19 protein-coding genes are annotated in these 19,525 nt (G+C 44.4%); 2 read left to right on the top strand and 17 right to left on the bottom strand.

Annotated elements, in window-relative coordinates; translation table 11 throughout:
• From hydG to QZZ43_RS03285, 14 genes are all read right to left on the bottom strand, one after another.
• Nucleotides 1-1,294, bottom strand: a 1,294-nt coding sequence (gene hydG, locus QZZ43_RS03350; RefSeq protein WP_291856246.1) for a [FeFe] hydrogenase H-cluster radical SAM maturase HydG, incomplete at its 3' end; no start/stop codon positions are given.
• Between the two features lie 145 nt (nucleotides 1,295-1,439).
• Entirely contained in the window at nucleotides 1,440-1,913 is a 474-nt protein-coding gene (locus QZZ43_RS03345) for an NAD(P)H-dependent oxidoreductase subunit E (protein ID WP_291856244.1), read from the bottom strand.
• A 53-nt stretch (nucleotides 1,914-1,966) separates the two neighbouring features.
• Entirely contained in the window at nucleotides 1,967-3,736 is a 1,770-nt protein-coding gene (locus tag QZZ43_RS03340; RefSeq protein ID WP_291856242.1) for an NADH-dependent [FeFe] hydrogenase, group A6, read from the bottom strand.
• A gap of 33 nt (nucleotides 3,737-3,769) precedes the next feature.
• Nucleotides 3,770-5,563, bottom strand: coding sequence for an NADH-ubiquinone oxidoreductase-F iron-sulfur binding region domain-containing protein (locus QZZ43_RS03335; protein WP_291856240.1), 1,794 nt, complete (start codon nucleotides 5,561-5,563; stop codon nucleotides 3,770-3,772).
• Nucleotides 5,564-5,790: 227 nt separating this feature from the next.
• Nucleotides 5,791-6,189: a (2Fe-2S) ferredoxin domain-containing protein gene (locus QZZ43_RS03330; protein ID WP_291856239.1), complete on the bottom strand. Its 399-nt coding sequence runs from the start codon at nucleotides 6,187-6,189 to the stop codon at nucleotides 5,791-5,793.
• Between the two features lie 21 nt (nucleotides 6,190-6,210).
• Nucleotides 6,211-6,732: an ATP-binding protein gene (locus QZZ43_RS03325; RefSeq protein ID WP_291856237.1), complete on the bottom strand. Its 522-nt coding sequence runs from the start codon at nucleotides 6,730-6,732 to the stop codon at nucleotides 6,211-6,213.
• A 71-nt stretch (nucleotides 6,733-6,803) separates the two neighbouring features.
• On the bottom strand, nucleotides 6,804-7,571 hold the full coding sequence (locus QZZ43_RS03320) for a PHP domain-containing protein (protein ID WP_291856235.1): 768 nt from the start codon (nucleotides 7,569-7,571) through the stop codon (nucleotides 6,804-6,806).
• 2 nt (nucleotides 7,572-7,573) lie between these two features.
• The gene (locus QZZ43_RS03315; protein ID WP_291856233.1) at nucleotides 7,574-7,912 is read right to left on the bottom strand and encodes a DRTGG domain-containing protein; all 339 of its coding nucleotides are present in this window, start codon (nucleotides 7,910-7,912) and stop codon (nucleotides 7,574-7,576) included.
• A 39-nt stretch (nucleotides 7,913-7,951) separates the two neighbouring features.
• Nucleotides 7,952-9,340, bottom strand: a complete 1,389-nt coding sequence (locus tag QZZ43_RS03310) for a [Fe-Fe] hydrogenase large subunit C-terminal domain-containing protein (RefSeq protein WP_291856231.1) — start codon at nucleotides 9,338-9,340, stop codon at nucleotides 7,952-7,954.
• A gap of 9 nt (nucleotides 9,341-9,349) precedes the next feature.
• A complete protein-coding gene (locus QZZ43_RS03305; RefSeq protein WP_291856230.1) occupies nucleotides 9,350-9,763 on the bottom strand; it encodes an anti-sigma regulatory factor in 414 nt (137 codons plus the stop codon).
• A 143-nt stretch (nucleotides 9,764-9,906) separates the two neighbouring features.
• Nucleotides 9,907-10,251 carry a hypothetical protein gene (locus tag QZZ43_RS03300; RefSeq protein ID WP_291856228.1) on the bottom strand — a complete coding sequence of 115 codons (345 nt, stop codon included), beginning with the start codon at nucleotides 10,249-10,251 and terminating at the stop codon, nucleotides 9,907-9,909.
• Nucleotides 10,252-10,595: 344 nt separating this feature from the next.
• Nucleotides 10,596-11,789: a SpoIIE family protein phosphatase gene (locus tag QZZ43_RS03295; protein WP_291856226.1), complete on the bottom strand. Its 1,194-nt coding sequence runs from the start codon at nucleotides 11,787-11,789 to the stop codon at nucleotides 10,596-10,598.
• 20 nt (nucleotides 11,790-11,809) lie between these two features.
• The gene (locus QZZ43_RS03290) at nucleotides 11,810-13,675 is read right to left on the bottom strand and encodes a [Fe-Fe] hydrogenase large subunit C-terminal domain-containing protein (RefSeq protein ID WP_291856224.1); all 1,866 of its coding nucleotides are present in this window, start codon (nucleotides 13,673-13,675) and stop codon (nucleotides 11,810-11,812) included.
• 17 nt (nucleotides 13,676-13,692) lie between these two features.
• Complete coding sequence (locus tag QZZ43_RS03285; RefSeq protein WP_291856222.1) at nucleotides 13,693-13,953, bottom strand: (2Fe-2S) ferredoxin domain-containing protein; 261 nt, start codon at nucleotides 13,951-13,953, stop codon at nucleotides 13,693-13,695.
• Between the two features lie 140 nt (nucleotides 13,954-14,093).
• Here QZZ43_RS03285 and QZZ43_RS03280 point away from each other — a divergent pair, with 140 nt between their 5' ends.
• Nucleotides 14,094-14,876: a hypothetical protein gene (locus QZZ43_RS03280; protein WP_291856220.1), complete on the top strand. Its 783-nt coding sequence runs from the start codon at nucleotides 14,094-14,096 to the stop codon at nucleotides 14,874-14,876.
• Between the two features lie 29 nt (nucleotides 14,877-14,905).
• Here QZZ43_RS03280 and QZZ43_RS03275 read toward each other — a convergent pair whose 3' ends face one another.
• From QZZ43_RS03275 to QZZ43_RS03265, 3 genes are read right to left on the bottom strand one after another with little or no spacing between them, the layout of a single operon-like run.
• On the bottom strand, nucleotides 14,906-16,696 hold the full coding sequence (locus QZZ43_RS03275) for an NADH-dependent [FeFe] hydrogenase, group A6 (protein ID WP_291856218.1): 1,791 nt from the start codon (nucleotides 16,694-16,696) through the stop codon (nucleotides 14,906-14,908).
• A 22-nt stretch (nucleotides 16,697-16,718) separates the two neighbouring features.
• On the bottom strand, nucleotides 16,719-17,897 hold the full coding sequence (locus QZZ43_RS03270; RefSeq protein WP_291856216.1) for an NADH-ubiquinone oxidoreductase-F iron-sulfur binding region domain-containing protein: 1,179 nt from the start codon (nucleotides 17,895-17,897) through the stop codon (nucleotides 16,719-16,721).
• 55 nt (nucleotides 17,898-17,952) lie between these two features.
• Nucleotides 17,953-18,435 (bottom strand): NAD(P)H-dependent oxidoreductase subunit E, encoded by a 483-nt coding sequence (locus tag QZZ43_RS03265; RefSeq protein ID WP_291856214.1) that lies wholly within the window; start codon nucleotides 18,433-18,435, stop codon nucleotides 17,953-17,955.
• A 208-nt stretch (nucleotides 18,436-18,643) separates the two neighbouring features.
• Here QZZ43_RS03265 and QZZ43_RS03260 point away from each other — a divergent pair, with 208 nt between their 5' ends.
• On the top strand, nucleotides 18,644-19,354 hold the full coding sequence (locus QZZ43_RS03260) for a helix-turn-helix domain-containing protein (RefSeq protein WP_291856212.1): 711 nt from the start codon (nucleotides 18,644-18,646) through the stop codon (nucleotides 19,352-19,354).
• Nucleotides 19,355-19,525: the final 171 nt, after the last annotated feature.

Below are 19,525 nucleotides of genomic sequence, written 5' to 3'. Positions count from 1 at the left end.
AATCTTCCAGATATTCGGCCAAAGTGAGCATGGCATTGGGCTGACAAAAGCGCTTAATAAACCCAGGAACAGAAAATTCCATGAAATGCTCCCCCGTTCGTTTCAACCGGTAACAAGCAGTGCAAAACGAGGGCAAATAACCATGCCCCAGGAGTTCTTCCATCACTTCATTCAAGGTGCGGTTATCCCCAATAGTAAATTGCTCATGGTCAAGATCCTGTTTGTCTTTTCGGGACGAATAGCCCTTCATCTCAATGTTGGTACCGCCATCTATCTGTGATACGCCATATTGAAGAACCTCATCACGAATGTGTGCAGGTTCGCGGGCGGTAAGAATCAATCCTGTGTAAGGAACTGCCAGACGAAGAATGGCCACCAGACGGGTAAACTCCTCATCACTTACCTCGAATTCCGGCTTCACATCAAAACCGGAAGCCTGCTTGAGGCGTGGAAATGATATGGTATGGGGCCCCACCTTATAAACTGCCTCAAAGTGGTTGACATGTCTCAACAAGCCCAATACCTCGAATCGCCAATCGTAAAGCCCCATCAAGGCACCAATTCCCACATCGTCGATTCCGGCTTCCTGGGCACGGTCCAATGCAGTAATCCGCCAGTCATAATCACGTTTCTTTCCGCCCAAATGCACTTTCAGATAAGCATTGCGCTCGTAGGTCTCCTGGAATACCTGATAAGTACCGATTCCTGCATCCTTCACAATTTTGAAATCCTCCAAGTTCATGGGGGCGGCGTTGATATTGACCCGCCGGATTTCTCCATTGCCTTTTTTTACACTATACACATTGCGTACCGTTTCGGCAATAAATTCAGCATCGTATTTGGGGTGTTCTCCGAAAACAAGTATCAAACGCTTATGACCGGAATTCTCCAGCATTTCCACCTCTGCCCTGATTTCATCGGAAGATAGCGTAATCCTCTTCTGCTTCTTATTTTCAGTACGGAAGCCACAGTACGCACAATTATTTACGCAAAGGTTTCCGATGTAAAGAGGTGCAAACAAGACAATCCGCTTTCCGTAAACCCGCTCTTTCAGCTCACGAGCACCATTCTTAATTTCTTCAATGAGTTCGGGCGTATTGGCATTGATCAATACGGCCGTTTCATCCATCGACAAACGATGCTTATCCAGCGAACGGGCAATGACCTCACGCACCCTTTCCCTTGCGGGATTCTCATTCCGCTTCAGAGTCTCCCAAATCTCATCAGAATCAATAAAATTCTGCATGGGACGATCATCAATCTTATATTTCTGAGGATGATAAATTACGGACATAACAAAACCTTTAAGGGATTAAAGGTACGATGAATGTGGTGTTTTCGGAAAGGTTTTACGGTTTTTTATAGGAGCGGCGGGTTCCGATCCGCAGTAGCAAAAGGCAGACCGGAATCCGCCACTCCTACTTCGCCGCTCCTGAAATTTAATACTCTCCGAGAATCCCTTTTACATCTTCCGGCGAAACACGTCCGTAAACGCGCTCTCCGATGGTCACCACCGGGGCCAGTCCACAGGCTCCCACGCAACGCAAACAACTCAGGGAGAATTTCCCGTCAGGAGTGGTATCGCCAACTTTCACATCCAAATGACGCTTAAACTCATCCAACACCTTTTCCGCTCCCCTCACATAGCAGGCAGTTCCCATACAAATGGAGATGGGATGTTTTCCTTTGGGCAACATTGAAAAAAACGAATAAAATGTAACCACACCATACACATGGGCTAAAGAGACATTCATTCCCTCTGCCACAATTTCCTGCACTTCGGCAGGCAGGTAGCCAAACATTCCCTGGGCTCCATGCAATACGTTAATCAATTCGCCGGGTTCATTTTTGAATTGGGCGCACAAGTCCTTCAATTCCTGAACCTTATTTTCGGGTATTTTTATTTTTGCCATAACATTTTTCAGTTATCAAATTATCAATGAACAGTTATCAACTCGTTACAAACCTATTCAACTTCAGCTTTTTTCTTACGGTCAAAATAGTGTGTATGTAGTAATTCGTGTGATAAATCACTCATTGGTTTCCCCAGAAATTCTTTATACAAAACCTGAATAAACGGGTTATCATGCGACTTACGTATAGGTTTCCCTTTATCCTCTTCATAAATAGCCCGTTGACGTTTCTTAAGAATATCCACATTTCCGTGATGATAAGGCTGACCGCCTCCGCCGATGCAACCGCCGGGACACGCCATAATTTCGATGGCATGGAACTCCGACTTTCCGGACTTGACTTCTTCCAGCAGCTTTCGGGCATTTCCTAATCCATGAGCAATACCAATATTGAGTTTTAAACCGTCAAAATCGACAGTCGCTTTCCGTGAACCTTCCATTCCCCGCAACTCTTTGAAATCAACTTTTTCCAGATGTTTTCCGGTATGCAACTCATAAGCAGTTCGCACCGCTGCCTCAATAACCCCTCCTGTTGTTCCGAAAATCACCGCTGCTCCTGAAGATTCGCCCAAAGGCTGGTCAAAGTCTTCATCCGGAAGTGAAGCAAAATCCAGATTGGCATTACGTATAAGCTGAGCCAGTTCTCTTGTTGAGATAGAAACATTCACATCGGGATCGCCGTTTACAGAGAACTCTTCGCGGGTACACTCATATTTTTTTGCCAGACAAGGCATTACCGAAACCACCACTAAATCCTCGCGCTTCTTGTTCATTTTTTTTGCAAAATAAGACTTTGCAATGGAGCCGAACATCTGCTGGGGCGACTTGGCTGTAGATGGCACATCCATCATTTCAGGAAACTGATGCTCAAAAAACTTCACCCAACCGGGACAACAACTGGTCAGAATAGGTAGTTTAACCTCCTTATCTCCACTCAAATGGCGGCTCAGGCGGTCCAGCAGTTCGGTTCCCTCTTCCATAATGGTCAAATCGGCTGCAAAATCGGTATCAAAAACATAATCAAATCCCAATTTTCGAAGGGCGGAAACCATCTTTCCGGTAACCAAAGAGCCGGGTTCCATCCCGAATGATTCTCCTAACGCGGCACGAACGGCAGGAGCCGTTTGCACCACCACCGTTTTGTTGGGGTTGACTAAAGCCTCAATAACTTTCCAGGTATAATCTCTTTCGGTCAATGCCCCGGTGGGACAAACAGCTACGCACTGACCACAGTATGTGCAAACTGAATGGTCAAGGTCCATTTCAAAAGCCGGCGCCACAACCGATTCGAATCCACGGTTCACGGCCGACAAAACACCCACGGTCTGAACCTCATTACAAGCAGTCTCACATCGGCGGCACATGATGCATTTGTCCATCTCGCGAATAATGGCAGGCGACTGGTCGCCTTTGTAATGCGACTGTTCTCCTGTATAATGAATTTCACGGATACCAAGATTTTGCGCGAGGTCCTGCAGTTCGCACTCCCCGGATTTGGCACAGGTAAGACACTCCGCGGGGTGGTCGGACAATATCAATTCCACAACAGTACGACGGGCATTTACCACCCGAACCGTATGCGTATTGACCACCATACCGTCGGTACATTCGGTTTTGCAGGCAGGAGCCAGATTGCGTCGTCCTTCCACTTCGACTACACAAACCCGGCAACCACCCGGTTTATTCTCAAAATTCATATCGTCCATCTTCATATAGCACAAAGATGGAATTTTGATGCCGATAGATTTGGCAGCTTCAAGAACCGTAGTTCCCTTTTCCACAACTACCGGCTTATTATCAATGGTTAACTTAGCTAAGTTCATAACTCGTTATTTTTTCAAAATTTCAGACCCGATTTATTGAATGCTGATGGCACCAAACTTACACTTATCCATACAGGCACCACACTTTATACAGATGGAAGTATTGATAAAATGCGGCATTTTCTTATCACCCGAAATGGCATCCACCGGACAAACACGTGCACATAATGTACAACCGGTACAAAGCTTGGGACTGACAACATATTGCATCAGCGCCCGGCACTGACCGGCAGGACATTTACTCTCCTTCACGTGAGCTTCATATTCCTCGGGGAAATTGTCCATGGTCGAAAGTACCGGGTTAGGTGATGTCTGGCCCAATCCACAGAGCGCCGTATCCTTAATTACATTGCCCAGATTACGCAACCGGGTCAAATCTCCCTCATCCCCTTTACCCAGGGTTATCTTTTCGAGCAATTCGTAAAGTCGCTTGTTTCCAATACGGCAGGGGGTACATTTACCGCAACTCTCTTCCACGGTAAAATCAAGATAGAACTTGGCTACCGAAACCATGCAGTCGTCCTCGTCCATCACAATCATGCCTCCCGAGCCCATCATGGAACCGCTGGCAATCAAACTGTCATAATCAATAGGCAAATCCAGGTGATGTTCAGTCAAACAGCCACCTGACGGACCTCCTGTCTGAACCGCTTTAAATTTCTTTCCGCCTTTGATGCCTCCGCCGATATCAAAAATCACCTCGCGCAAAGTAGTTCCCATCGGAACCTCAATCAGTCCCACATTGTTGACTTTTCCCGCCAACGCAAAAACCTTGGTTCCGGAACTTTTCTCCGTTCCAATCTGTCTGAACCAATCAGCCCCCTTCAGAAAAATGGCAGGGATATTGGCAAAAGTCTCCACATTGTTGACGTTGGTGGGTTTTCCTTTATAGCCACTAACCGAAGGGAAAGGCGGTTTCACGGTGGGTTCTCCACGCAACCCTTCCATAGAATGAATCAGTGCCGTTTCCTCACCGCACACAAAAGCTCCGGCACCATAACGGATTTCCACATCGAAACAAAATCCTGAACCGAAGATATCGTTCCCCAGCAAGCCATATTCGCGGGCCTGATTAATGGCAACCTTTAAACGTTTGATGGCTAACGGATACTCCGCACGGATGTAAATCAACCCGGAATCGGCACCAATGCAATACCCACAAATTGCCATCGCTTCCAATACTGAATGGGGGTCGCCTTCCAGAATAGAGCGATCCATAAATGCCCCTGGATCCCCTTCGTCAGCATTACAAACCACATACTTCTGATCAGATTCCGATTTCCGGGTAATTTCCCACTTAAGGCCTGTTGGAAAACCACCACCTCCTCTTCCCCGAAGACCCGAGTCCTTAATTATCTTAATAGCTGATTCGGGCGACATCTCATCCAGAATAGTACCCAGCGCACTGTAACCGTCGCGGGCTATGTATTCGTCAATATTTTCGGGATTGATAAAACCGCAGTTTCTGAGCGCAATGCGAATCTGTTTCTTATAGAAATCCATGTGTTTGGAATCACTCACTTGTTCTTTGGTTTCGGGATCCACATAAAGTAAGCGATCCACTTTCCGTCCTTTTATCAGGTGCTCAAGCACAAGGTCTTCTGCATCGTCTGGAGTCACTTGGACATAAAAAGTATTGTCGGGTACCATCTTTACCACAGGTCCCTTTTCGCAAAAGCCAAAACAACCGGTACGCACTACCTGAACGTCGTTTTCCAGATTGTTTTCGTCAATTGAACGTTTCAGATTGACGGCAATGGCTTCGCTCTCAGAGGCCCGGCAACCGGTACCTGCACAAACAAGGATATGATTTTTGTATTTGGCCATAGCAATTATATTATTTTAAAACCATATTAGGCATTAAAGGATAAATTTCTCTACTTTATTTTTGGAAGTTAACTTACTCAAAACCAGGGGGTTGTCAGGAGAGTCATGGATTTCGTGTTTTTTGTCATTCCAAACACAGCTAAGGACCTCATTATATGCAACATAAAAGACAACCACCCGCGCAATGTAAAAGCTACAGTGACTTTTTAGACAGCCCCTTGCAAAGACTATTTACCATCAATGGTTTCGTAGCTATCAGGAATAATCCCGTCCACCAATTCGCCATTTTTGATATATTTTTCAATGATTTCGGAAGCCTTTTTAGTATTTACATTACCAAAAACAAGCGGTTTTTCACCGGGCATAGTCACTTCAATGGTAGGCTCGGCATAACAATACCCCATGCAACCGGTTTGAGTAACAACGGCATCAATGGCCTGACTGTCCAGTTCATCAATCATATAATTCATCGTTTCACGCGCGCCTGAGGCTATGCCGCAGGTCGCCATCGAAACTTTAATCTGCACCATGCTTTCAGGATGGTCACTCTTTTCTCTAAGGTTGATTTTGCCTTTGAGTTCGTCCCTCATTTTTTTGAGGTCCTGAAGATTTTTCACTTTGCTCATAACACACTGTATTTAATACGCTTAAAACTCTTCTTTCAACATATTTCTGACAAACACCCCGACTTTTGGGTGTGAAATGGGAATTCCCTCCAACACTTCGTTTATTTCATTCGATGAAACCTCAAAGGCATCATCGTCCTTAATCAATCGTATAACAAAATTGATCTCCGGATTGCCGGTCATCAAAAGCGAAAGCGACGAAGCCAGATCGCCCGGAGGAACACAATCAATGTGGTCGGTCAAAAACACTGCTTTCACAGTGGTGCCGCGGCCCTGCTCTGATGAAATCATTATGTTTCCTCCTGTCTGCTCTGCATTCATCTTCAAAAAGGGTAATCCTAACCCCACTTTTCGCGAAGTGCGCGAAGTGATATATGGGTCGGTAATTCTGTTAACCATCTCTTCATCCATGCCGCATCCATTGTCGCTGATGGTCATAACCAGACGATTATCAGCATACCGGAGTTCCACTTCTACCTGCTTTGCGCCGGCTTTAATGGAGTTCTCAGCAATATCAAGTAGATGCATAGATAAATCCTTCATGGTATTTCTTAAAAACTGGATTTTCAAATAAACTTCATAAAACCTGGTTTCAGTTCACCATCCAGGGTCGGTCACTGACAACCTGGAGTTTCCTGCAATCTTTCAGGAATAACACTTCGTCCATCCACTTCAATCAATGCTTTTTTAAACTCTCCAAGACTGGTATTTTTCATTTTCAATTGTGTCATATTCAATCCTAATCTCTCAGGTTGATGGGCATCCGAACCGGCGATCAGCGGTTTTATTTTATTCCAGCCATTCATTCTCACCAATTCCAATGTGGCCGAGGGACTTATCTCCAGTGCATCGGCCCGGATATCCGGTGGAACAAATCCCAGTTGGCTGTTCAGGCTGTTGCTTTTCCTATCGATGTGGGCCGGAGCAAAAACACCTCCCAGGCGGTGTACCTCCTCATAACTTTGGTCAATGGTTCTGTCTAATGCTGCAATAAGCAACCACTCTTCCTCTCCCAAAATATTATCCTTTGCATCAACCCAAACCTGATCGCCAAAATAGCCGGACTTATTCTTTATTTTCACCAACCATCGGTCGAGCCATTGCTGGAACTCTTCAAGGGCCGTCTCTTGTTCAAAAAATGCCAGACAATGCACCTCCTCACGTGTATTGATTTCAGCACCACCCCAAACAGTAATTCCGGCTTTACGGCCCAATTCCATTACCACCCTGCATTGACGGGTTGAGTTGTGATCGGTAATGGCCAGTATGTCAATGTGCTTTTGTCTTGCTTCGGAAATGATTCGTGCCGGACTCATATCCAGACTTCCACAGGGCGAAAGCACCGTGTGAACATGCAAATCGGCACGAAATTCCTTCAACATATCTACCTATTCTTTATCAATCCGTACAGTTGACCTGCCAGTTCAAAGGTCTCCATCTCAGTACCCAGAACAGGAATATCCTCTTCATTGCTTTGAGCCAGCATATCCTCATCCGGTTTCAGTCCTTTCACCAGGATTACTGCTGACACATCTTTAAGAGAAGCCACAGCCATCACATTTTTATGCGTTTGCAGCGTGACCCAGACCTCTCCCTCAGAGGCATTTCCCATCACATCGCTCAGCAGGTCGGACACGTAACCTCCGGTAATTTCCCGATTGAGACCTTTATCTCCTCCAAAAACGGTTAAATTCAATTTACCAACGATATCATTTACAGTCATAAGACTATTTTTAAGATTGTCACTATACATTTCAAAGAATCAGAGTTCCATATTCGATTCGTTTTCGGCCCCTTTTTTCTTACAATCCTTATCCAGCCGGTTTTTGCCCCATATCTTTTCAATAATCTTCAGTGCATGTTCACCACTTAACTTGCTGTGCTTCTCCATCATTCTCTGAATAAAGACACATGCAGAAAGCTGAGCTTCTCTTCGCACAATATCCTCGGCCAGACTCTGGCAATTAGGGGCTCCGCAGGCCGCACAATCAATTCCCGGCAAAAAGCACATCAAATGACGCACTTGTTGCATCTTCCGCATAGCTTCCCCCATGTCTTGATCCAGCGCCATCATGGAGCGCGGTTCCAGCGGTCCTATATCCAGATTATTGGCCATAAAATGCGTGTAGGCTTTGATATCCGCGGGAATATCAGCAACCCCTTCAAACCTTTTTGCCCGTTTATTGAGCCGCTCGGTGGTTAAAAACCGGTTTCCCCCTACCAAAACTCCGCCGGCACAACTTTGGTCGCACGCTCTGAGTTCCAAGAAATCAACCCCCTCAATTTCATCATGCTCCAGTTTTTCTAAGAATTCAATAACATTATGGATTTCATCAATGGCCAGGCATCGTCCCTCCATCAGGGAAGCTTCACCGCCGGTCAGGCTGTATTTTATAGCCCCCGGGCTCAACAATGGCAGCATCTCCCCAGGAGAAATACTGCTGGTTTCATTTCTGGATTTAATGAGTTTATATATCTTATTGTAGATAAACTTCATATTGATGACACCATTGATAGGCGATTTCTCTTCTCCTACAGGACTTTTTACTGCAGCAATTTTGGCAGCACACGGAGTAATGTAAAAAATACCAATATCTTCGGATGGGATACCCTCATCTTCCAACCTTTTCCTGAAATAGACGGCAGACGCATCAATAGGCGGCTTTATGGCCAACACCTGATCCAGCAAAGAGGGAAATTTAATCTGAACCAATCGCACGATGGCCGGACAAAAAGAGGAGATAGCCGGTTTTTCCTCGGCATCGCGGGCAGCCTCAACCATAGCCCGCGTTATTACTCCTGTGGTATGCTCTGTCTGGAAAACATGTGTGAAGCCCAGCTCGCGCATTACGGAGAAAATTTCTGCTTCGGTGACCTTTTCCGGGAATTGTCCGATGAGAACGGCAGGAACCAAAGCCACACGACACTTGTATTGAAATATCTTATCGAAATCGTCTTGTTCCACAAAAATGGCATCTACCGGACAGGCCCGCATACATTCACCGCAATCCACACACCAGTCGGGCCTGATGGACGCTACGCCTTTAAGAATTCGGATGGCAGCAGTAGGACAAACATTCATACAATGGATACAACCAAAACACTTGTCCTCATCAACCTTTAATGCATGATAAAACCCGCTTTCAACCATTGATCTCTGTTACTTTAAAAATGTTATTATCTCAACCGTGGTGCCTTTTCCCACCTCGCTTTTAACATTGAGGTAATCCGCGTTCTTTTTCATATTGGGTAATCCCATTCCAGCTCCAAAACCCATTTCCCGCACCGCCTGAGAAGCAGTAGAATATCCCTCCTGCATGGCCTGTTCGATATCCGGAATACCCGGTCCCTCATCTTCAATTGATACAAAAATTCGATCAGCCTCTATATCTACATGAATGCATCCGTTCCAGGCATGGGCTACCACATTCACTTCCCCTTCATAAAGCGCAACCACCAGTTTTTTGATAATGGCAGGCGGAACATTCAATTGCTTCAGAATCTTTTTTACTGCACTACTGGCATTTCCCGCTTTGGAAAAATTACCCCCTTCTATTTCATATTTAAACTTCATCAATAGATGGTTAAATTTTTAGACGCTAGATTAGCTATATCATATTGACATCAACCATCTTCGCTCAATCACACTTTAAAACAAAAACAATTAACCCAAAGGGTTTTGCCAAAAACCAACAGCTATTGCTTCATATTGCTAAATCAATAAACAGGCTTCAGCCCGGCCTCATACAACCGGGCTATCGCTCCAAACATGGAAAAGCGACACTCAATCAAAACCATCTCATGCTCCGAGGCAATTTCTATCATAGGCGGGAGAATCTTCTTATTTCTGACAAACACAACACACTCAATATCTGCCATTTCAGCAGTTCTTATCGTTTGTAAATTGTTTAATCCGGTTACCAGAACCAATTTATCCGTATCCAGCGTCAAAACATCACTCATCAAATCACTTGCGAATCCCCACAACACTTCATTATCCAGAAACCGTTCGCCGCAGACGAGTTCTCCGTCCAATACCTCAAGTAATCTACTTATTTTCATTTAAAAAGCAACATCAAAACTACAATATGTGCCTGACAATCAATTACATAACAGACACCTGATTGATTAAAGAATTTTTTCAATAATTAATACACGAAACTACAATTTTTAACGACTATAAAAAATAAAAAAAAGCACGCTTTGTAATATATATCTAGTCTAAATTATTGCAGGAATGAAGAATAACATTAACAAAATCCTATTTAACGGAAAAATAAGTCTCTTTCCAAACTTAAAACTATTTAACAATTCATTCAAATAATCACAGTCCCATCATCGCGAAAACAATGAAGCAAACTCTGTTCTTAAACCTGCCAAAAGTATTTGGCATTTTCTTGCCAATGCTACATAAATTCTAAATCCACTTCTTTTAAAAAGCGCTCCTCAAGAAGATGAACAATACGCTTAATCACCGAACGCCGAATCTCAAGTTCTACAGGCAAACTGGGATCCTGGTGGGCAACATTAATCCGGGTACCATTCAACACATGAATCCGGTCACTTTCAAGAAGCATTCTGATAATCTGGTCGGCCGGACCATTTCCCAATTTAGTGTCACGGTGGTAGTTCTCCATAATGCGAGCCACTTTACCCAGGGTAAGAATCCCTTCAGTCACCAGATTTATGCCCTCCACATAAGAGACAGGCGGAAGTTCGGGATCTGTAGACTCCATGCCGGCGTCGAACCTGAGGGCAAGTTCTCGGGCCACGATCTCCGCAGTGGTTCCTCCAGCAATAATTTTCTTCCCGCTAAAACGCTGAACTTTTAAAGCAAAATCCAGATCGTGACGTTCATCAAAGGGGGGCCCTGACACCAATAATAATTTTCGGGGTTCTCTGAAATAAATCACACCACAAGAAGTGTCATCTTTGGGACTTTCGCCATCATGCAGCCCGGCCATATTGGTGACTTTTCTGGCCATTTTAGTTGCAGAAATATAAGGCTCATTACCAAGGATTTTCATCACATACCCAACAGCTCCGCGGCGTTCCCATCCAAAAGGGAAAGAACGTGTGCCCATTCCTGACTGAATAACTCCATCTGTCCAGAACACAATTCGGTCCTCCTTCTGGGCCATGTAACTGCAGGTTCGAATAATCTTCCCCTTGTGACGTTCCGATTCCAGCTCCAGGTTTTCCCAGCCCGGGTCGAACTCACGGTTGTTCCGAAGCAACAGGCATGATGGATTGTCGTATTCCACAATAGTGGTCTGTCCGTTGTCTTCCATATCTACAATCGTAAATGTGGAGTAACTAATTTTCCGAATGGAACAAACCGGCAGAGTATTCATTATTATTTCTGCAGTTTTCCGCACTTCCCTGTGTTCAATAGTGAAGTTTATGGCCATGGAAGCAGTCAGAGAGGCCAAAACATTGGCTTTAATTCCAGAGCCCATTCCGTCGGACAATACAACGATAGTTCTCCCCTCCTCACGTACCCTCCGGGAAAGAAAAACGTCCCCACAGATGGCTTCGCCCTCGTGATCACGCTGTTCGCAAAAAATATCCAAATAAATATTCTGTTCTGGTAAATGCATGACAGGGACAAATCAAATTATTATTTATTAGTGATGCCTGAATCATCCCTACTTCCCAACTTTTGCGCTTCAATAATGGAGGTCAGGATTTTTTCAGTTTTAGAAGCACTTTCGCCCAGAAGAAAGGCAATCTGCTGCACAGTCTCAAGATTTTCCCGAATCACCTCTCTGGCTCTGGTTACCACTTCCTCCTTTCTTACCTCAGGAGCTGTGAGGTCACGAATGATGCCTCCTACAATCTTATTTTTCTCAATGGTAAAGACCGACACATTCACAATTGAGTCACCAACAGAGGTATCTCGGTTGAGTAAATCCTGCCCCGACTGCAAAACTGAGGAAAAGAGCTTGGGAAATGGCACCAGGGCAGCCAGCTCAGCGCCTTTGAGTCCGGGAATAGTTTCGTTTATCTGCCGGGCATCTTCGCCAAGCATTTCAACAAAACTGTTATTCGACTCAATGATTTTCATATTTGCATCCACAATTACCACCCCGGCCCTGATTTTATTAAGCATTGCGGTAGTTGTTTCGGCAGCCAGACGAGCTAGTTTTTCCTCCTCCCTTGCCTTCTCTTCACTCTGCTTTAAAGCTTCTTTTGTTTTTTTGAGTTTTTCATTGGTCGCATTTAGTTTTCCAATGTATGTATGCATCTTATGAATGGTATAAGTATAGCACATCTCATAATTGGTCAATCCCTGACAATATGCCACAGCAAATTCGCGGCAGGATGGATACCCGCAGGCACCACAACCCAGCTGGTCTTCCACTTTGCCTTTACCCATTTCATGCAACACCCGTTGAATCTCACTTTCGGCAGGGTAAGGCAACCGTTGATCCAGTTCCTTAAATGATCTGCTCAAATCCAAATCCCTGAATGATTCGATTTGCTTCTGCCATGTTTCGTAATCAAAATCTTTCAAGCGCTTATTGACATATTTAATCACCTGAGAACGCCGGTAAAACTTTTTCCCTCCCGGAGAGGTACATGGTCCCATAATACATCCCTCACAATAAAAAAGATCAAGATGCTGCTGCAGCCCCTTTTCAGTCTTAAACTCCTGAAGAGACTGCAGAAAATTGTTGCGCCCCTCCGTCATAATGATACTCGCACTCAATAAGTCCTGATTGATATCTACCGCCTGCAGCAATCCCCGGTTGATGGGAAACAATCCTCCTTTTCTGCCGATTGGCGGGTCAAAGTCGCTAAATTTAACCGAGTTTTCGGTCACATGATTCTCCGCGAACATCTCCCGCAACTCCAAAAAAGAAAGCACAGCATCGGTTTTGCCGTCACCTTTAAAATACCGGACATCATCTTTGGCTGCAGCACAAGCGCTGATGTAAACAATTTTAGTACCTGCTCCGTAGATCTTATGTGTAACCTTTGCCATAGCTACATACGGGGGCACAATGGGGGCCAGATTATCCACCAGTTCGGGATGGTACTTCTCAACATGTAAAGCAACAGGCGGACAGTTGGTACTGATGTAATATTTCCCCTGGAAGTTATAGAGCAACTCCCGGTAACGAAAAGAAACCAAATCCACCCCAAAAGCACCCTCCATAACATAAGAAAAACCGAGAGAACGAATCATTCCAACAAACTTCCTGTAATCGGAGATATCCACAAACTCAGCAGAGATAGTAGGGTCGCAGATTGCAGCCACGGGTGTGTCTCCGTCAAGAAGATTCCGGACGCGTTGTTTCTCGTCCCGTACTTCAATGGCATTCTGAGCGCACATAGTCACGCAATTTCCACAGCCAATACACCGTGACGGCATTATTTCTGCATGTTTGTCAACAATGCGAATGGCTTTGGCAGGGCAAACCCGGATGCAGGTAAGACTTAAATTACACTTTTCGGGGTCGACATGAATCAACTGAGCCATAAAAATCAAATTCGTTTTTAACCAATATCCTCACGAGAGAAAAAATCATTGAGAACTTCATAAATATTGTCTGAGGTAACATTCCGGAATACCTCTCCGTTTATTTTTAAAACAGGACCCTGTTCGCAAAGCCCGTCGCAAAGGTCACCATGAAAGAATACCCTGTCCTGCAGGTCGTGTTCTTTTAGATAACTCTTTATCAACTCCATGGTATAACGGTTCCCTCGCGAAAAGCAAGAGCTCCCCAGACATATAGTCATATCTATTTCATTGCTCATGGCTTCTATTTTTAGCCGTTGTTCCGGATGAACAATTCAACAACAATTGCCATCTCACTAAAATTACATATTTTTAACTCATCCCAAACAACCGTTCCTCTATTTGTAGGGATTAAAAATTAGCAAAAAACTCTATATTTATGGCAAGCCTGTTACTTCCCATTTCACCTGACGATGACGCGGCCCAACTAATGTCGGCAGGCACCCGGATTGCCAGAAATCTCGATTATCAATTAATTCCTTTCACCTACAACAAATCCGAAAAAGAAGTCAGAAACCCACTCGTTCATGCATCGGTTACCGTACAGCATTCCGACAAGAATTTTTTCCATACCATCTACTCCTTTCTGAATTCCACAGAACACGATGTAACTCTGGTGGTGTTGACTCCCAAGGTAATCAACCTGAAAAGCCGAAATAAAGCCACTCACTTTTTCGCAAAATTCAGAAGCCTGAAAGTACCCTATCTGGTATTGCCCGATGCCCCTGACTCCGGGTGGTGTCCCGAAAACATATTTTTTCCTGTGTGCCTGCAAGATGGGGAAAAAGAAGCCTCTGCCTGGGCCGGATTCTGGACCAGAACTCATCAGGGCAGACTACACATTATTCATCCGGAATTCAGAAATAAAACCACCAAACAGTACCTGCAAAGAAATCTTGCCTTTATCAGAAATCTGTTCAACCAGTCAAATGTGGTTTTCGAAACCTGCCCTGCAGGATGCAAAAGAAAAGAAGCACGTTCAAAAGCCATTGAAATGGCGGGAAACTCAAGGGATAGTCTTTTGGTGCTACCAGCCACGCGCCTCAACTCCCCGGAGTATGTATTTACCGGACCACCGGAAATCCGGTTATTAAAAAACCGGGGCAATACCCCGGTTCTTTTTGTCAATCCCCTTCATGATTTGTATGTACCCTGCGGGTAAATGTTAAACCATATAATCTTGTTTAATCACTAATACCTGTTCCGTGGGGTATATGTGGTATGAAGCAACTCATGGGACTTGTGCCCCAGGGGTTCCACTAAAAACTCCTCATAAACCTGAATGATTTCCGGGTTCTCATGAGATTTCCGAATCTTCTTGCCGGCATCTTCCCTGTAAATAGCTTCAGCTCTCTTTTTCCTTATTTCAGGGGAGGTTGGCAACGGTTGACCGCCGCCTCCCAGGCATCCACCGGGACAGGCCATAATTTCGATAAAGTGGTAGTCAGCTTCTCCATTTTTTACCTGCTCCATCACCTTTTTGGCGTTGGATAAACCGTGAGCTACACAGGTTTTCACTTCCACTCCATCCAAAAAGTCCCATTCGGGCAAAGGATTTTCAATTTTCAGGGAAGCTTCTCTAACGTTCTCCATTCCTCTAACCGGCATGATATTCAGTCCGTCAAAGGGAATTTCACGACCTGTAACTACTTCGTATACAGTTCTTAAAGCAGCTTCCATCACACCACCGGTAGCCCCGAAAATCACACTGGCTCCCGTGCTCTCACCCATAATGGTGTCGTAGTCGTCGTCGGGCAACGAACGGAAATCAATTCCTGCCTGTTTTATCATCATGGCCAACTCGCGGGTAGTGACCACAAAATCCACATCCTGATAGCCACTTGCACGCATTTCAGGTCTGTTGGCTTCAAACTTTTTAGCGGTGCAGGGCATTACCGATACGCTTACCATATTAGAAGGTTCAACGCCTATTTTGCCGGCATAAAAAGTTTTGGCCAATGCTCCAAACATTTGTTGTGGCGATTTGGCGGTGGATAGATGTTCCAGAAAATCTGGAAATGTGTGTTCAATGAATTTTATCCAACCAGGAGAGCAGGAAGTAGTCATGGGAATCTTCACACCCGGCTCCTTATCTTTCAATACTCTTTTCAGCCGCTGAAGAAGTTCATTTCCTTCTTCAATGATGGTCAGGTCGGCGGACCAGTCGGTATCCAAAACAGCATTGAAACCCATCCGACGAAGTGCCGCCACCATTTTTCCGGTAACAATTTCGCCGGGTTCCATATCGAGCGCTTCACCCAACGCAATTCTCACAGCTGGGGCAGTTTGAACCACCACAAATTTTTCAGGATTGTCAATGGCATTCCAAACCTCATTAATGTAAGTCTTTTCGGTTAGCGCTCCTGTAGGGCAACGATTCACACACTGCCCGCAATTGGTGCAAACCACCTCATAAATAGGCTTGTCGAAAAAGGTGGAAATTTTCATCTCCCCCCCTTTATGAGCAACTGTTAAAGCACCCACACTTTGGAGCTGGTCACAGGTTCTAACACACCTTTGACAACGAATGCATTTAGAGTCATCCTTGATGATGGAAGGAGAAAACTCATCTATGGTATACCCTTTCAATGGCACCAGGGGAAGAAAGCCACTTTCTCCCACGATGTACTCATTGGAAAGAGCCTGGAGTTCACATTTCCCGTTTTTGTAGCAGGTAGTACACTCGGCCCGATGCTCAGAAATCAGTAACTCAATAATTTGCTTACGGGCATTACGCACTTTCATGCTATTGGTATGTATTTCCATCCCTTCACTAACGGGAATCGCACAAGCCGGCTGCAAACGCCCCATTCCGCTCTCTTCCACCACGCACACCCTGCAGTTTCCTGCCACACACAAATCCTCATGATGGCATAATGTGGGAATTCGGATATTAATTTTTCGGGCAGCTTCCAGTATGGTAGTCCCTGTATCAACTGAAACACTGAGATTGTCTATTTTAAGATTTACTTTCTCGTCCATAACAAAACCGGATTTAACCTGATTAATAAATCATTTCTTCACGGAAATTTTCGACAATGGAACTAAAGGAGTTGGCTACCGATTGTCCCAACCCACACTTTGCAGTAACCCTCATGGTTTCGGCAAGTTCCAGCAGCTTTTCAAGATATTGCGAGGATTTATCGCCCCGCTTGACAGCTTCTATCCCCAACAGCAATTGTTGAGTGCCAACCCTGCAGGGAGTACACTGTCCGCAGCTCTCCTCCACAAAAAAATCAAGATAATTGTGCAAAACATTATACATGGAGCGCGATGAATTAAAAATCATCATAGAACCCCCTGTAGGCAAACTAATACCGGTGAGTTTCCCCTGATACCCGATTACTGTTTTGTCGAACTTCTTCCGGGGCACACAAAATCCTGCTGCTCCTCCAACCTGTACCGCCTTTGCATCTCCATCACCGAAGTCGTCCACAAACTTTTGAAGAGTCATTCCAAACTCCAATTCATAAATTCCGGGAATGGGCGTATCCCCACTAACCGAAAAGACTTTACTTCCACGACTATCTTTAACACCCAGATCACGGAACTTCTCAGGACCGTATTTTAAAATAGAATAAGTATGAGCAAGCGTCTCCACATTATTTATAACGGTAGGTCGGTTCCGGTAGCCCGCATCGGTAGGATACGGTGGTTTGTTCCGAGGTTCACCGCGGTGTCCTTCCATACTTTCGAACAGAGCCGACTCCTCTCCACATATATAAGCACCTGCACCCGTAAATATTTCAACCCGGAACGGCAGTTTCATCTTATCCGTAAGCTCATGAAAGTCGTTGATGGCTTTCTGAAGTTCGGGGATTAAAAACTTATACTCTCCCCTTAAATAAATAAACCCTCGCTGTGCACCAACAATGCGTCCACAGATAGCCATTCCTGTCAATACTTTGTGAGGAACACTGGAAAGAATCTCGCGGTCTTTAAAAGTGCCGGGCTCTCCCTCATCGGCATTGCAGATAACATACTTTTCGTCGCCCGGTGCTTCAGCCGTAAGTTTCCATTTTAAGCCGGTGGGGAAACCGGCACCTCCCCGACCTTTCAGGCCTGAGCTAATCAAATCCTCAACCAACTCCTCATTGGAACGGTTTAACGACTTTTTCAGAATAACATCACAGTCATGTTCATTCTTAAATATTAAATCGAGACGTTTAAGACCTTTCTTCATAACCTGGATTTTTCAATAAGTAGTGGATTACCAAAAAGACAAAAAAACTCAATATTCAGGAAGCAGACTTTTGGGCAATCAACCTGTATTCGTTAATAATATCTCTCACTTTCGAGGGAGTAAGTTCGGTATATGGAGTGTCGTTAATCAGCATTGCCGGTCCCCGGTGACACTGCCCAAGACAATTGGTCTCTTTCAATGTAAACAAACCGTCAGGCGTGGTCTCTCCAAGGTTTATTTTCAACAACTCCTCGAGTTCTTTTATTATCTGATTTTTACCATGCATCATGCAGGTAATAGTTTTGCAGACTCTTATCACGTACTTTCCACCCTTTGAAGTTTCAAGAAACGAGTAAAAGGTGGCGGTGCCATAAACCTTTGCCGCAGAAACATCCAATTCCCTGGCGATTTCGACCATTGCATCTTCGGGTATAATGTGATGGTCTTCATAAACATTTTCCAGTATAGGAAGCAAACTTTCAAGACGGCGGCCGTGACGTTCCGCAAGCTTTTTAATGTACTCACCGGTATGTGGCATAATACTGATTTTAAGAAAAACACATTATTGAAGATTTTTTTCTTTATTAAAATTGACATATTAAACAGACGATACCTATGACTTTTGTCATAATACAGAGATAGCCACTAAATTTTTATTGATTCTAAACACTGAATTAAGAACATTGATGTTTATTTCATATTCCCCCTATTTTTAACGAAATTTGTTTCATAAAAGGAGTTTGGACGTGAAGAATTATTTGAAGAATCTGATTTCGGAAGGCGAACACATACGACAGGATTTCAAGTATGCCATCAACGACAGCCGGAAGATAGCTCGTTCCCTTGCTGCATTTGCAAATACAGAAGGTGGAAGATTATTGGTGGGTGTTAAAGACAACGGCCGTATTGCAGGCGTTTCTTCGGATGAGGAGTTTTATATGGTAGATGCTGCTGCCAAAAGATTTTGCAGACCTCCTGTGGTTTTCGAATCCCGCGAGCATGAACTTGACGGCAAAACGGTTGTGGAGATAATTGTTCCCCGAAGTGATAAGAAGCCACATAAAGCCCCGACTAAAGACGGCAAATATAAAGTTTATGTACGCGTAAAGGACCAAAATCTCCTGGCCAATCAGATTTTGCTCAAAGTATGGATGAGACAACGAAAAAATAAAGGCACGTTTTTTCAACTCAAGGAACCCGAACAGCTTCTTTTAACCTGGCTCAACAATGAGGACCAATATATAACCCACTCAAAATTTTCCCGCATCGCCGGCATTTCAAGGAAAAAGGCAGAGAATACCCTGGTTAATCTTATTGTTTTAGGCATTATTGACATCAAACTCACAGAGAATGGTGCATATTATTTTCTGAGAGAACCGTCGATACAGCGAAAAAAGGAAGAAAATAAAAAGACATTTTCTGACTCAAATCAATCCAAGAAAAGGCTTGTTCCTTAGAACCCTAGCCCTCTGAAAAGACTAAACGCAGAACAACAACGCATATTTTTTACTATTAAAAAGCTGCAGCCAATTTCTGTTTTATCAACAAACAATTTAGCCCCAGTCAGTTACAAAAAGATTGCAAAGTATTGAGCATCCGCTATAGAAACAAAAGATATTTTTCTGAAG

The sequence above is a fragment of the Marinilabilia sp. genome, assembly GCF_016278715.1.
Classification (GTDB): domain Bacteria; phylum Bacteroidota; class Bacteroidia; order Bacteroidales; family Marinilabiliaceae; genus Marinilabilia.
Note: the sequence above shows the minus strand (reverse complement) of the source record. Positions and strands in the feature narration are given on the sequence as shown.

Bases quoted from the DNA above. Each gene is read 5' to 3' on its own strand.
- QZZ43_RS03345 (WP_291856244.1), bottom strand. From the start codon at position 1,913: ATGGCAAAAATAAAAATACCCGAAAATAAGGTTCAGGAATTGAAGGAC.
- QZZ43_RS03340 (WP_291856242.1), bottom strand. From the start codon at position 3,736: ATGAACTTAGCTAAGTTAACCATTGATAATAAGCCGGTAGTTGTGGAA.
- QZZ43_RS03335 (WP_291856240.1), bottom strand. From the start codon at position 5,563: ATGGCCAAATACAAAAATCATATCCTTGTTTGTGCAGGTACCGGTTGC.
- QZZ43_RS03330 (WP_291856239.1), bottom strand. From the start codon at position 6,189: ATGAGCAAAGTGAAAAATCTTCAGGACCTCAAAAAAATGAGGGACGAA.
- QZZ43_RS03325 (WP_291856237.1), bottom strand. From the start codon at position 6,732: ATGAAGGATTTATCTATGCATCTACTTGATATTGCTGAGAACTCCATT.
- QZZ43_RS03320 (WP_291856235.1), bottom strand. From the start codon at position 7,571: ATGTTGAAGGAATTTCGTGCCGATTTGCATGTTCACACGGTGCTTTCG.
- QZZ43_RS03315 (WP_291856233.1), bottom strand. From the start codon at position 7,912: ATGACTGTAAATGATATCGTTGGTAAATTGAATTTAACCGTTTTTGGA.
- QZZ43_RS03310 (WP_291856231.1), bottom strand. From the start codon at position 9,340: ATGGTTGAAAGCGGGTTTTATCATGCATTAAAGGTTGATGAGGACAAG.
- QZZ43_RS03305 (WP_291856230.1), bottom strand. From the start codon at position 9,763: ATGAAGTTTAAATATGAAATAGAAGGGGGTAATTTTTCCAAAGCGGGA.
- QZZ43_RS03300 (WP_291856228.1), bottom strand. From the start codon at position 10,251: ATGAAAATAAGTAGATTACTTGAGGTATTGGACGGAGAACTCGTCTGC.
- QZZ43_RS03295 (WP_291856226.1), bottom strand. From the start codon at position 11,789: ATGCATTTACCAGAACAGAATATTTATTTGGATATTTTTTGCGAACAG.
- QZZ43_RS03290 (WP_291856224.1), bottom strand. From the start codon at position 13,675: ATGGCTCAGTTGATTCATGTCGACCCCGAAAAGTGTAATTTAAGTCTT.
- QZZ43_RS03285 (WP_291856222.1), bottom strand. From the start codon at position 13,953: ATGAGCAATGAAATAGATATGACTATATGTCTGGGGAGCTCTTGCTTT.
- QZZ43_RS03280 (WP_291856220.1), top strand. From the start codon at position 14,094: ATGGCAAGCCTGTTACTTCCCATTTCACCTGACGATGACGCGGCCCAA.
- QZZ43_RS03275 (WP_291856218.1), bottom strand. From the start codon at position 16,696: ATGGACGAGAAAGTAAATCTTAAAATAGACAATCTCAGTGTTTCAGTT.
- QZZ43_RS03270 (WP_291856216.1), bottom strand. From the start codon at position 17,897: ATGAAGAAAGGTCTTAAACGTCTCGATTTAATATTTAAGAATGAACAT.
- QZZ43_RS03265 (WP_291856214.1), bottom strand. From the start codon at position 18,435: ATGCCACATACCGGTGAGTACATTAAAAAGCTTGCGGAACGTCACGGC.